This window comes from Curtobacterium sp. MCBD17_026 (genome assembly GCF_003234895.2).
Lineage (GTDB): Bacteria > Actinomycetota > Actinomycetes > Actinomycetales > Microbacteriaceae > Curtobacterium > Curtobacterium flaccumfaciens.
Map to the genome: position 1 here is coordinate 2,418,351 of NZ_CP126281.1, position 12,137 is coordinate 2,430,487.

A 12,137-nucleotide genomic window follows, 5' to 3' on the forward strand; every position below is an offset into this window, starting at 1 on the left:
CCGGAGCACCACCATGACCAAGACCCGCATCTTCTCGGGCATCCAGCCGTCCGCCGGATCGCTGCACCTCGGCAACTACGTCGGGGCGCTCATGCAGTGGAGGACCCTGCTCGACGACCACGACGCGATCTACTGCGTCGTCGACATGCACGCGATCACCTCGCCCCAGGACCCCGCCGAGCTCCGCGCGAACACCCGGGCCACCGCTGCGCAGTACATCGCGTCGGGCATCGACCCGTCCAGGGCGACGCTGTTCGTGCAGTCGCACGTGCCCGCGCACGCCGAGCTCGCGTGGGTGCTGAACACGCTGACGGGCTTCGGCGAGGCGAGCCGGATGACCCAGTTCAAGGACAAGTCGTCACGCCAGGGCGCCGAGGCCGCGTCGGTCGGGCTCTTCACGTACCCGATCCTGATGGCCGCGGACATCCTGCTGTACGACACCAAGGTCGTGCCGGTGGGCGACGACCAGCGACAGCACGTCGAGCTGACGCGCGACCTGGCCGGACGCTTCAACTCGCGGTTCGGTGACACGTTCGTCACGCCCGAGGCACGGATCCTGACCGAGACCGCGCGCATCTACGACCTGCAGGACCCGACCAGCAAGATGAGCAAGTCCGCAGCGTCGGACAACGGCCTCATCCGACTGCTCGACGACCCGAAGCGCACCGCGAAGAAGATCAAGTCGGCCGTCACCGACGCCGAGCGCGAGATCCGGGCCGACCGCCAGGCCAAGCCCGGTGTGACGAACCTGCTGTCGATCCTGTCGGCGTTCACCGGCACCTCGATCGCCGCGCTCGAGGAATCGTTCGCCGGCAAGGGCTACGGCGACCTGAAGGGCGAGGTCGCCGACGCCGTCGTGGCCGAGCTCGAACCGGTCCGCGCCCGGACGCTCGAACTGCTCGACGACCCGGCGGAGCTCGACCGGCTGCTCGCCGTCGGCGCCGACCGCGCCGAGTCGATCGCGCAGGAGACCCTGGCCCGCGTCTACGACCGCATCGGGTTCGTCCCGCGGTCGCGCGGCTGACCGTGCAGCCCGTCACGCTCGAGTCGGCGCGGGTCCGGCTCGACCTGCCCACCCGTGCCGACACCGCGGCGATCACCGAGGCCTGCCAGGACCCGGAGATCGTCCGGTGGACCACGGTCCCGACGCCGTACCGCGAGCAGGACGCCCGGACCTTCGTCGACGCCCTGGTCGGACCGGGGTGGGCCTCGGACCGCGAGTACACGTGGGCGATCCGACCGGCCGGTTCGACGTGGCTCGCGGGCATCATCAGCTACCGCACCGCCGGTCGTGACCTCGGGTTCTGGCTCGCACCGTCCGCGCGCGGTGCCGGCCTCATGCACGACGCCGTCCGGCTCGTCGTCGACCGGGCGTTCGAGCAGGGTGCGCCGGACGTCTACTGGGAGTGCTACGAGGGCAACACGGCCTCGGCGGCGGTCGCCCGTGCGGCCGGGTTCTCGTACACCGGCCTCGGCGCAGCCCGGGTGCCCGACCGGGACGGCGGCCCGACCACGGCCTGGACCGCACTGCGACGCGCCGACGGCACTCCCGCCTCCGAGCTCCCCTGGCCCAGCGCCTGAACGCGCTCACAACCGTGGTGACGTGTCACCCAACCACCGCCGGTAGGCTCGGCCCGTGAGCGACACGGCACGACCCACCGAGGTCCGGGCGATGCGCCGCGGGCTCGAACTCGCGGCCCTCGGGCCCGTCGTCGGCGACCACGCCCGCGTCGGCGCCGTGATCCTCTCCCCCACCGGCGAGGTCCTCGCCGAGGGGTGGCACAAGGGCGCCGGCACCCCGCACGCCGAGGTCGACGCGATGGCCAAGGTCGACCCGGCACTGCTGCGCGGCGCGACCGCGGTCGTGACCCTCGAACCCTGCAACCACGTCGGTCGGACCGGGCCGTGCGCCGTGGCACTGCTCGACGCCGGGATCACCCGGGTCGTGTACGCGATCGACGACCCCGGAGCCGACGTGCACGGCGGCGCCGACCGACTCCGCGCCGCCGGGGTCCAGGTCGTCTCCGGCGTCCTGGCCGACCAGGCCGAGGCGTTCCTCGAACGGTGGCTGCTCTCGGTCCGACTCGGCCGACCGTGGGTCACCGTGAAGTGGGCGTCCAGCCTGGACGGGCGCGCCGCCGCTGCCGACGGCACGAGCAAGTGGATCACCGGCGCCGCCGCACGGCAGCACGTCCACGAACAGCGTGCCGCCCATGACGCGATCCTCGTCGGCACCGGCACCGTCCTGGCCGACGACCCGAGCCTGACCGCCCGCGGGGACGCCGGCGAACTGCTCGCCGACCAGCCGCTCGCCGTGGTGCTCGGTGACCGCCCGGTGCCGGCCGACGCCGCGGTCCGTCGGCACCCGCGCGGGCTCGTCACCCTGCCCGGACACGACCTGGCCGCCTCACTCGGTGCCCTGCGCGGGCACGGCGTGCACTCGGTGTTCGTCGAGGGTGGTCCCACGGTCGCCTCGGCGCTCATCGCCGCCGGACTCGTCGACGAGTACCTGGTGTACCTCGCCCCGGTGCTGCTCGGCGGACCCCGTGTCGCCCTCGACGACCTGGGGGTGGGAAGCATCTCAGATCGTCGGCGGTTGGACGTACTATCGACCACCAGCCTCGGCCCCGACCTGCTGGTCCGAGCCCGACCGCACCGTCCGCAGCACCAGCAGCAGCAGCAGCACGACGCGACACCCGGGCTCGGGAACGACGGGCCCACGAACGACCGGAGCACCCCATGACCGATGCGCTGACCTCCCCCACGCCGGGGAGCCCGGTCAAGTTCGAGGTGTCCACGAACGTGCCGACCACCCACGGCACCTTCCAGATGCGCGCCTACCGCGACCTCGTGACGAGCGCCGAGCACGTCGCGATCATCGGCACCCTGCCGGACGGCTCGATGCCCACCGACGGGGCACTCGTCCGGGTGCACTCCGAGTGCCTGACCGGTGAGGCCTTCGGGTCGCTGAAGTGCGAGTGCGGCCCCCAGCTCGACGCCGCGCTCGACACGATCGCAGCCGAGGGCGGCGTGGTCGTCTACCTGCGCGGGCAAGAGGGCCGCGGCATCGGCCTCATCAACAAGCTCAAGGCCTACCGCCTGCAAGAGGACGGTCTCGACACCCTCGACGCCAACCTCGCGCTCGGCCTGCCCGCCGACTCCCGCGCCTACGGCGGCGCGGCGGGCATCCTCGCCGACCTCGGCATCACCCGCGTCCGGCTGCTGTCGAACAACCCGGAGAAGCGCCGCCAGCTCGAGGAGCACGGCATCACCGTCGACTCCCTCGTGCCGCTGGTCGTCGGCGTCTCGGCGCAGAACGCCGGGTACCTCGACACCAAGCGCGACCGGATGGGCCACCAGCTGCCCGAGCACCTCGAAGCGGGGGCCGGCGCGGGCGCCTGAGCGCGCGCAGGCGACGGACGCTGCGGCCAGCTGACTCTGGGCTGATTCGCAGGCAGACGACATCTGTCGTATGATCGGGCTTCCGTCACAAGCGGTCCCCCCTCAGCCGAACGCACCCGATCGGTGCCCGCGCCACCCCGCGCGAACCGATCGGTGTCCGCCGTTTCGGATCCTCGTGCTCCCCGTCGGGAGCACGCAGCACGGAAGACCCCGCCCTGTCATGACCGCCGCCCCGGCACCCGCAACCCCCACCTCCGCTCCGGCGCCCGCCGGCAACCCGCGCTCCCGCGTCGTCATCGCGAGCCTCGTCGGCACGTCGATCGAGTTCTACGACTTCTACGTCTACGCGACCGCCGCGGTGCTCGTCTTCCCGACGCTGTTCTTCCCGAACGAGGACCCGACGGCCTCGCAGCTGTCGTCCTTCGTCACGTTCGCCCTGGCGTTCTTCGCCCGACCGGTCGGGTCGATCATCTTCGGGCACTTCGGCGACCGGATCGGCCGCAAGACCACCCTCGTCGCGTCGCTGCTCGTGATGGGCACCGCCACGTTCCTGATCGGCTGCCTGCCGACGTTCGACACCATCGGGGTCTGGGCCCCGATCCTGCTCGCCGTGATGCGCTTCGCCCAGGGCGTCGGGCTCGGCGGCGAGTGGTCAGGCGCGGCCCTGCTCGCGACCGAGAACGCGCCGAAGGGCAAGCGCGGCGTGTTCGGCTCGATGCCGCAGCTCGGTGCCCCGATCGGCTTCCTGCTCGCCAACGGCCTGTTCATCGCCATCAACGCGGCGATGCCCGCCGGCGCCGACGGCACCCCGAACGCCGACTTCCAGGCGTGGGGCTGGCGCATCCCGTTCCTGCTGTCCGCCGTGCTCGTCATCATCGGCCTCTACGTGCGCTTCAAGCTCGTCGAGTCGCCGGTGTTCCGCGGTGTGCAGGAGTCCGGCACGGTCGCGAAGGTCCCGCTCGGCCGGGTGTTCCGCACCTCGTGGCGGGCCGTCATCGTCGGCACCTTCGGCATGGTCGCCACGTACGTGCTCTTCTACTTCATGACGACGTTCACCCTGTCGTACGGCACGACCGGCGCCGAGGCGAGCGCACTCGTCCCGAAGGTCGGCCTCGGGTACACCCGTGGCGAGTTCCTGACGCTGCTCATGATCGGCGTCGTCTTCTTCGGCATCTTCACCCCGATCGCGGGGCTGCTCGCCGACAGGTTCGGTCGCCGGAAGACCCTCATCCCGACCACGATCGGCATCGCGCTGTTCGGCCTGACGTTCCAGTTCTGGTTCGCGGCGTCGAGTGGGCCGATCACCGTGGTGACGTTCCTCATCGTCGGGCTCTCGCTGATGGGGCTGACCTTCGGTCCGATGGGTGCACTGCTGCCCGAGCTGTTCCCGACGAACGTCCGGTACACCGGCTCGGCCATCGCGTACAACGTCGCGTCGATCCTCGGTGCGTCGCTCGCCCCGACCATCGCGTTGGCGCTCTGGAAGCCGGACGGCAACATCTTCCTGGTCGGCCTGTACCTGACGATCGCCGCGGTCGTGACGCTGGTCGCGCTGCTCTTCGTGCGCGAGACGAAGTCGAAGGACATCGCCGACGCCTGATCGGCGACCACCCGCGGGACGGGAGGCCCGGTGCCAGCTGGCACCGGGCCTCCCGTCCGTCATGTGCGCGCCCCCCCCCCCCCCCCCCCCCCCCCCGCAACACGCCGTCGTGTCAGCGGGACGCCGCCTGCCCGCCGAGACGCCGCCGAATTCGGCGGCGTCTCGCGCGCGTGGCGGCGTCGAACGAAGACGCCGGCGTCTGCGCACCCGATGCAGCGCGGCGAGACGCCGTCAACGCAGGTTGACGAAGGCCGGTGCGTCAATGTAGGTTGACAGGCATGGACCGACCGACCATCACGAGCCTCGCGGCCGGAGCATCGGGGGACGACCCGTTCTCCGCCCTCGCCAACGTGCGGGAACTGCGCCGTGAGCTCGACCGGACCGAAGAGCTCGCCGCGCGACGTGCCCGCACCGCCGGCGCCTCGTGGCAGGAGATCGCGACGCTGCTCGGTGTCAGCCGACAGGCAGTGCACAAGAAGTACGGCAGAAACTAGGAACACGATGAGCTTCCCCTTCGCACGCCCGAAGACCTCCGACGGCCCCCGCGCCACGTTCGGCCGCCTGCTGTCCTACCTGTTCGAGAACAATCCAGCGATGGTCGTGATCATCGTGCTGAGCGTCCTCGGTGCGGGGGCATCGCTCGCGCAGCCACTCCTGGTCAACCAGGTCATCACCGCGGTGCAGCAGGGCAACACCCTCAGCACGCTCGTGTGGCTGCTGGTCGGGCTCGTCATCGTCGCGGGAGTGCTGAACGGCGTGCAGCACTTCCTGCTGCAGCGCGCGGGCGAGGGCGTCGTGCTCTCCACCCGCCGCAAGCTCATCGCCCGCATCCTCAACCTGCCGATCTCGGAGTTCGACACCCGCCGAACCGGTGACCTGGTGTCCCGCGTCGGCAGCGACACCACGCTCCTCCGGGCCGTCCTGACCCAGGGACTGATCGAGTCGATCGGCGGCGCGCTCACGTTCATCGGCGCCATCGTCGCGATGGCGATCATCGATCCACTGCTGCTCGGCATCGTGATCGTCATCGTCCTGATCGCCATCGTCGTCGTCGGCGGACTAAGCCGTCGCATCCGGGTCGCCTCGAAGCGTGCGCAGGAGAAGGTCGGCGACCTCACTGCCGCCGTCGAACGCGGGATCGGCGCGGTCCGGACCATCCGAGCGGCCGGCGCCACCGAGCGCGAGGTGCGCGAGGTCGACGGCCACGCGACCGAGGCCTACAAGCGGGGCCTCGACATCGCGAAGATGTCCGCCTTCGTCGTCCCCGTCGCCAGCATCGTCATGCAGGTCGCGTTCATCGCCGTCCTGGGCGTCGGCGGGGCACAGGTCGCAGCCGGCACCATCACCATCGCGACGCTCATCACGTTCATCCTGCTGCTCTTCATGATGATCATGCCGCTCGGCCAGGCCATGGGCGCGGCCGTCGCCGTCGCCCAGGCGCTCGGCGCGCTCGGCCGGATCGAGGAGATCCTGCACCTGCCGACCGAGTCCCAGGACGACGAGTCGGCCCGGCCGGCCGCAGCCGTCGCCACCGACGACGCCATCGCGTTCGAGCACGTGTCGTTCCGGTACCGCGCCCAGGCGGACGCATCGGGTGCCGACGGCGCGGTCGCGTCCGACCCCGCGGACCGCCCAGGAGGCCCGGATCACGTCGACGACGAGCGCCCGGCCGACGACGTGGTGCTCCACGACGTGTCGTTCCGGGTGCCCCGCGGCTCGCGCGTCGCACTCGTGGGCCCGTCCGGCGCCGGCAAGTCGACGACCCTGGCGCTGATAGAGCGGTTCTACGACCCCTCCGACGGCGTCATCCGCCTGGGTGGCATCGACGTGCGCGGCATGGACCGCGACGAGCTCCGTGCCCAGATCGGCTACGTCGAGCAGGACGCGCCCGTGCTCGCCGGCACGATCCGCGCCAACCTGCTGCTCGGGTCGCCGAACGCCACCGAGGACGACTGCGTCCGGGTGCTCGAAGCGGTCAACCTCGGCGAGGTCCTGCACCGCGATCCCCGCGGTCTCGACGCGCAGGTCGGTGAGGACGGCGTCATGCTCTCAGGTGGGGAACGGCAGCGCCTGGCCATCGCCCGCGCGCTGCTCGCCGCTCCCCCGATCCTGCTGCTCGACGAGTCGACGTCGTCACTCGACGGGGTCAACGAGCAGAAGATGCGGCTCGCGATCGACGCCGTCGCCGAGGACCGCACCCTGCTCGTCATCGCCCACCGGTTGTCCACGGTGGTCGACTCCGACGTGATCGTCGTGCTCGAGCACGGCCGCGTCGTCGGCAGCGGCACGCACTCCGAGCTCGTGGAGTCGACGCCGCTCTACCGCGACCTGGCGAAGCACCAGCTGCTCGTGTGAGTACGGGTACGGCCGCGTGCACCGCGGCCGTACCGCCGACTCGGGCTCAGGCGGCGAACGGGTCCGGCGTCAGGACGTAGACGGTCTCGAGGTACTCCTCGATGCCCTCGTGCGATCCCTCGCGGCCCAGGCCCGAGGACTTCACGCCGCCGAACGGGAACGCCGCATTGGACACGACTCCCGTGTTCAGCCCGAGCATGCCCGTCTCCAGACGCTCGGCCAGGCGCTGGCCGCGCCGGAAGTCGGTCGTGAAGGCGTAGGCGATGAGTCCGTACTCGGTGTCGTTCGCGAGCCGGATCCCCTCGTCCTCGGTACTGAAGCGCGTGACCGAGGCGACCGGTCCGAAGATCTCCGTCGTCATGATCTCCGAGCCGGGCTGCACGTCGTCGATCACCGTCGCCTCGTAGAACGTGCCCGGGCGGTCGATCCGGTGGCCACCGGTGACGAGCCGGGCACCGCGACCGAGGGCGTCGTCGACGAGCGGGGCGGCCTTGTCCACGGCGCGGTCGTCGATGAGCGGTCCGAGCGTCGTGCCGTCCTCGGTTCCCCGGCCGACGCGCAGGGCGTCCACCTTCGCGGTGAGGGCCGCGACGAACGCGTCGGCGATGCCGTCCTGCACGAAGAACCGGTTCGCCGCGGTGCACGCCTCGCCCGTGTTGCGGAACTTCGCGAGCATCGCCGCGTCCACCGCCTCGTCGAGGTCGGCGTCGTCGAACACGAGCAACGGGGCGTTGCCGCCGAGCTCCATGCTCGTCTTGAGCACGTTGTCCGCCGCCTGCTTGAGGAGCGCCGAACCGACCGGGGTCGAACCGGTGAACGTCAGCTTGCGCAGGCGCGGGTCGGCGATGATCGGCTCGGACAGCCCCTTGGCGTCACTCGACGGGATCACGTTGAGCACACCGTCCGGCAGCCCGGCACGGCGGAACAGCTCGACCAGGAACAGGGTCGTCAGCGGGGTGAGGTCGGCCGGCTTCGCGACCACCGTGCAGCCGGCAGCCAGGGCCGGGCCGATCTTCCGGGTCGCCATCGCGAGCGGGAAGTTCCACGGCGTGATCGCGTAGACGGGGCCGACCGGACGCTTCAGCACGATCGCGCGCCCGGTGCCCTCGGGGTTCGTGCGGTAGTCACCGGTGATGCGGACCGCTTCTTCCGAGAACCAGCGCAGGAACTCGCCGCCGTAGACGACTTCGCCGCGGGCCTCGGCCAGGGGTTTGCCCATCTCGAGCGACATCAGGGCCGCGAGGTCGTCGGCGTGCTCGTGCACCAGGTCGAACGCCCGGCGCAGGATGTCCGACCGTGTGCGCGGGGCCGTGGCTGCCCAGGACTCCTGTGCGGCGGCCGCGGCGTCGAGGGCGGCGATGCCGTCCTCGGGTGTGGCGTCGGCGACCTCGGCCAGGACGGCACCGGTCGACGGGTCGTGCACGGCGAACGTGGACCCGCTCGACGAGGCACGCCAGGTGCCCCCGATGAAGAGTCCGGTGGGGACGCCCTCGACGCGGACGTGCTCGTCGGCGACGGTGGTGGTCTCGTTCGTGGTGGTGTCGGTCACAGTCGTGCTCCTCCTGGGTTCGCGAGGCCCTCGTCCATGTCGCTGCGGTCGACGTGTCCGCCGGCCGCCCGGATCTCGTCGAGCGCCCGGGCGCTGCGCTCGGCGTCGACGCCGGCCACCAGGTCCTCGTACACGGCGACGTCGAGTCCAGCGGCACGGGCGTCGAGTGCCGAGTCTCGGACGCAGTGGTCGGTCGCGATGCCGACGACGTCGATCGTGTGCACGCGGCGCTCGGCGAGCAGGTCGGCCAGCGGGACGCCCGCTTCGGTCACGGCCTGGAACGCCGAGTAGTCCGGCGTACCCTGGCCCTTGAGGACGTCGACGTCGATCAGTGCGGTGTCGAGATCAGGGTGGTAGTCGGCGCCGGGCGTCCCGGCGACGCAGTGCACCGGCCACGTGTCGACGAAGTCGGGTCCTTCGGGTCCGGCGAAGTGTCCGCCGTTGTCGTCGTCCCCGTGGTGCCAGTCGCGGGACGCCACGATGAGGTCGTACTCGTCCCCGTGCCGACCGAGGAACGCGGTGATGCGCTTCGCGAGCGCCGCTCCCCCGGTGACCGCGAGCGCACCGCCCTCGGTGAAGTCGTTCTGGACGTCCACGACGAGGAGTGCTCTTGCCATGGGTCCATCCAACACCCGTCGGCTCAGGAGCCGGTGAGCTTGCTCCCGCACGAGTAGGTCGCGGCGGTCACCGCGTCGAGTGCCGGCAGTGCCGCCGCACGCGGCGAACCGATGGCGTAGAAGGCGAAGGTCAACCGAGACCCGTCGGCGGCGTCGATGTAGCCGCCGAGGGTGTTCGCGCTGTCGATCCAGCCCGTCTTCGCGTGCACCTTGCCACGGGCGACCGCGTTCGCGCCGGTGAACCGGCTCGCGAGCGTGCCGGACTGCCCGGACACCGGCAGGGCGTTCGCGAGCGTCCCGAGGCCCTTCGCGCCGGAGGCGACCTGCACCATCAGGTGGGCGACGAACTCCGGCGACACGGCGTTCGAGGCGCTCTCGCCCGAGCCGTCCTTGATCACGATGCCGGCCGGGTCGAGGCCGTACGAGCGCAGCGCCGACTGGTACACGGACGACAGGGACGCCGCCGAGCCGTTCGACCCGGACTCCTTCGAGGACACCCGGGCGAGCATCTCGGCCAGGGTGTTGTCCGAGTTCGGGATCATCTGCCCGATGAGCGTCGACACCGGCTGCGAGGACACCGTGGCGATCGTCTCGGTGCCCGTCGTCGCCCGCTTGACGATCTGCGCGGAACCGGCGCCCGCGACGCCCGCGTTCGCCAGCGCCGTGCGGAAGGCGACGCCCGCGCGTCCGACCGGGTCCTCCGACCGCGGTGACGTCGCCGCTGCGGGGTTCGCTCGGTCGCCGTCGACCATCAGCGCGGTGACCTCCGGCTGGTACCCGATGGTGCGCTCGGAGACCGGCCACGTGGGGTCCCAGGCGTCGGCATCGCTCCAGTAGGAGTCATCGGTGACGATCGTGGTGACCGGGGTGCCACCCACCTTCGCCTTCACCTGCTGCGCGAGCTGGGCGAGGGTCGGGGCGCCCGGGTACACGGTCCCGCCGCCGGCGGACAGCGTCGCGTCGCCGTGCCCGACCAGGGCGACGGTGTTCGCGGACTCCCGTGTGACGGTCGTCGAGATGCGGTGGTCGCCCCCGAGCACGGAGAGCGCGGTCGCCGAGGTCAGGGTCTTCATGACGCTGCCCGTCTGGGCGGCCCGTTCGCCGTGCTTCGAGAACAGGACCTTGCCCGTCTCGGCGTCCATCACGTACCCCTCGAAGTCGCCGAGGCCGCTCGCCGACGCAGCCGTCGCGATCGAGCAGGTCCGGAGGGCGGACGGGCCGGCGAGGTCGTCCGGCACGACGCGGGCGTCGGCGGTCGGCGTCGGGGACGGCTTCGCCGTCGGGCGCTTCGTGGTGGTCGTCCGGTCCGGAGCCGAGGACGCGGTCCGGGTCGAGCTCGGCGCGGCGGCCGTCCGGGAGTCCGGGGTCGTGGCTGCTGCGACGGCGACGGCCCCACCGGAGCCGACCACGAGCAGCGCCGCGAGACCACCTGCGATCCAGGGGACCGGGCGTCGTGCGGCGGATGCGCGCACCGCGGTGACGGCGGCGCGGAACCGCTCCGGGACGGAACGCGGGGTGGGCTGCTGCTCGGACATCGCGTCCGATCCTACGGAACTGCGGCAGGAGCCTCCAGGCCGGGGGCGGGATCCGTCGAGGACGGGCGCCGGATCAGGGAGCCGCGACGGGACCGTCGGCGGGGTACCGGACCCCGACCTGGCGACGCGCCTCGTCCAGCACCGCCATGATCGCGACGGTCTCGTCCGGGTCCATCGGGCCGTCGTCGTGGCGGCCCGACGTGATCATCGCCTCGAAGGCACGGGCCTCGTGCTCGTAGCCGGCGAGTTCCTCGCGACCGTCGAACTCCTCGACCACGGCACCGTCGCGGTCGCGGATCCGCCAGGTGGTCGGCGTGTACCAGGTGGAGTCGAGGTCGATGCGGCCGGTCTCGCCGATGATCGACGCCGTGTTCGGACTCCGCAGGTCCATCCCGAAGTGGATCATCGACTGCGCGCCGCCCGTGTGCGTCATGACCAGGCCCATCTGCTCGTCGACGCCCTGCTCGCTCAGCGTGCCCGCTGCGACGAGCGCGGTCGGCACGCCGAGCACGTCCACCGCGAAGGACACCGGGTAGATCCCGAGGTCGAGCATCGCTCCCCCACCGAGTGCCGGGTCGCGCAGCCGGTGACCAGGGTCCGTCGGGAGGGCCTGGTGGTGCGTCGCCTCGACGACCATCGGGCGACCGATCCTGCCCTCGGCGACGATCTCGCGGATCATCGCCATCTGCGGCAGGAAGCGGGTCCACATCGCCTCCATCACCGCGACACCCGATCGTCGAGCGGCGTCGACGACCGTACGGGCCTCCTCCGCGGTCATCGTGAAGGCCTTCTCGACCAGGACGTGCTTACCCGCCCGGATCGCGAGCAGGGCGTCCTCGGCGTGCCGGACGTGCGGGGTCGCGACGTAGACCGCGTCGATGCCCTCGTCCGCCACCAGGTCCTCGTAGGAACCGTGGGACCGCTCGATGCCGAACTCCGCGGCGAAGGCCTCGGCGTGTCCGCGGGTGCGGCTGCCCACGGCGGTGAACACGATGCCAGCCGCGGTGCAGTCACCCACGAAGGACCGTGCGATGCCGCCTGTGCCGATGACTCCCCAGCGAACCGTCATGGATCCTGTC

At 71.5% G+C, this 12,137-nt stretch carries 10 protein-coding genes and 1 pseudogene; 7 read left to right on the forward strand and 4 right to left on the reverse strand.

Annotation, left to right across the window (positions count from 1 at the left end; all coding sequences use genetic code 11):
- The first annotated feature begins 13 nt into the window (after positions 1–13).
- From trpS to DEI85_RS11355, 7 genes and pseudogenes are all read left to right on the forward strand, one after another.
- Positions 14–1,024: a tryptophan--tRNA ligase gene (trpS, locus tag DEI85_RS11325; RefSeq protein WP_111123575.1), complete on the forward strand. Its 1,011-nt coding sequence runs from the start codon at positions 14–16 to the stop codon at positions 1,022–1,024.
- 2 nt (positions 1,025–1,026) lie between these two features.
- Positions 1,027–1,581: a GNAT family N-acetyltransferase gene (locus tag DEI85_RS11330; protein WP_181435566.1), complete on the forward strand. Its 555-nt coding sequence runs from the start codon at positions 1,027–1,029 to the stop codon at positions 1,579–1,581.
- A gap of 55 nt (positions 1,582–1,636) precedes the next feature.
- Entirely contained in the window at positions 1,637–2,743 is a 1,107-nt protein-coding gene (gene ribD, locus DEI85_RS11335; RefSeq protein WP_111123573.1) for a bifunctional diaminohydroxyphosphoribosylaminopyrimidine deaminase/5-amino-6-(5-phosphoribosylamino)uracil reductase RibD, read from the forward strand.
- Between the two features lie 29 nt (positions 2,744–2,772).
- Positions 2,773–3,402 (forward strand): annotated as a pseudogene (ribA, locus tag DEI85_RS11340) (GTP cyclohydrolase II); the annotation flags it as partial.
- 220 nt (positions 3,403–3,622) lie between these two features.
- A complete protein-coding gene (locus tag DEI85_RS11345; RefSeq protein ID WP_111090346.1) occupies positions 3,623–5,002 on the forward strand; it encodes an MFS transporter in 1,380 nt (459 codons plus the stop codon).
- Positions 5,003–5,280: 278 nt separating this feature from the next.
- Positions 5,281–5,496, forward strand: coding sequence for a hypothetical protein (locus DEI85_RS11350; RefSeq protein WP_027466417.1), 216 nt, complete (start codon positions 5,281–5,283; stop codon positions 5,494–5,496).
- A 7-nt stretch (positions 5,497–5,503) separates the two neighbouring features.
- Complete coding sequence (locus DEI85_RS11355) at positions 5,504–7,357, forward strand: ABC transporter ATP-binding protein (protein ID WP_111123349.1); 1,854 nt, start codon at positions 5,504–5,506, stop codon at positions 7,355–7,357.
- A 46-nt stretch (positions 7,358–7,403) separates the two neighbouring features.
- Here DEI85_RS11355 and DEI85_RS11360 read toward each other — a convergent pair whose 3' ends face one another.
- From DEI85_RS11360 to DEI85_RS11375, 4 genes are all read right to left on the reverse strand, one after another.
- On the reverse strand, positions 7,404–8,906 hold the full coding sequence (locus DEI85_RS11360) for an NAD-dependent succinate-semialdehyde dehydrogenase (RefSeq protein ID WP_111123348.1): 1,503 nt from the start codon (positions 8,904–8,906) through the stop codon (positions 7,404–7,406).
- The gene (locus DEI85_RS11365; RefSeq protein WP_181435572.1) at positions 8,903–9,523 is read right to left on the reverse strand and encodes an isochorismatase family protein; all 621 of its coding nucleotides are present in this window, start codon (positions 9,521–9,523) and stop codon (positions 8,903–8,905) included. The genes DEI85_RS11360 and DEI85_RS11365 overlap by 4 nt, the downstream gene beginning before the upstream one ends.
- A gap of 23 nt (positions 9,524–9,546) precedes the next feature.
- Positions 9,547–11,058, reverse strand: a complete 1,512-nt coding sequence (dacB, locus tag DEI85_RS11370) for a D-alanyl-D-alanine carboxypeptidase/D-alanyl-D-alanine endopeptidase (protein ID WP_111123346.1) — start codon at positions 11,056–11,058, stop codon at positions 9,547–9,549.
- A gap of 73 nt (positions 11,059–11,131) precedes the next feature.
- On the reverse strand, positions 11,132–12,127 hold the full coding sequence (locus tag DEI85_RS11375; protein ID WP_111123345.1) for a Gfo/Idh/MocA family protein: 996 nt from the start codon (positions 12,125–12,127) through the stop codon (positions 11,132–11,134).
- Positions 12,128–12,137 lie beyond the last annotated feature (10 nt).

What these genes read in the sequence shown, in the direction of transcription:
- trpS (WP_111123575.1), top strand. Translation starts at nt 14, where the DNA reads ATGACCAAGACCCGCATCTTCTCGGGCATCCAGCCGTCCGCCGGATCG.
- DEI85_RS11355 (WP_111123349.1), top strand. Translation starts at nt 5,504, where the DNA reads ATGAGCTTCCCCTTCGCACGCCCGAAGACCTCCGACGGCCCCCGCGCC.
- DEI85_RS11345 (WP_111090346.1), top strand. Translation starts at nt 3,623, where the DNA reads ATGACCGCCGCCCCGGCACCCGCAACCCCCACCTCCGCTCCGGCGCCC.
- DEI85_RS11365 (WP_181435572.1), bottom strand. Translation starts at nt 9,523, where the DNA reads ATGGCAAGAGCACTCCTCGTCGTGGACGTCCAGAACGACTTCACCGAG.
- DEI85_RS11375 (WP_111123345.1), bottom strand. Translation starts at nt 12,127, where the DNA reads ATGACGGTTCGCTGGGGAGTCATCGGCACAGGCGGCATCGCACGGTCC.
- dacB (WP_111123346.1), bottom strand. Translation starts at nt 11,058, where the DNA reads ATGTCCGAGCAGCAGCCCACCCCGCGTTCCGTCCCGGAGCGGTTCCGC.
- DEI85_RS11350 (WP_027466417.1), top strand. Translation starts at nt 5,281, where the DNA reads ATGGACCGACCGACCATCACGAGCCTCGCGGCCGGAGCATCGGGGGAC.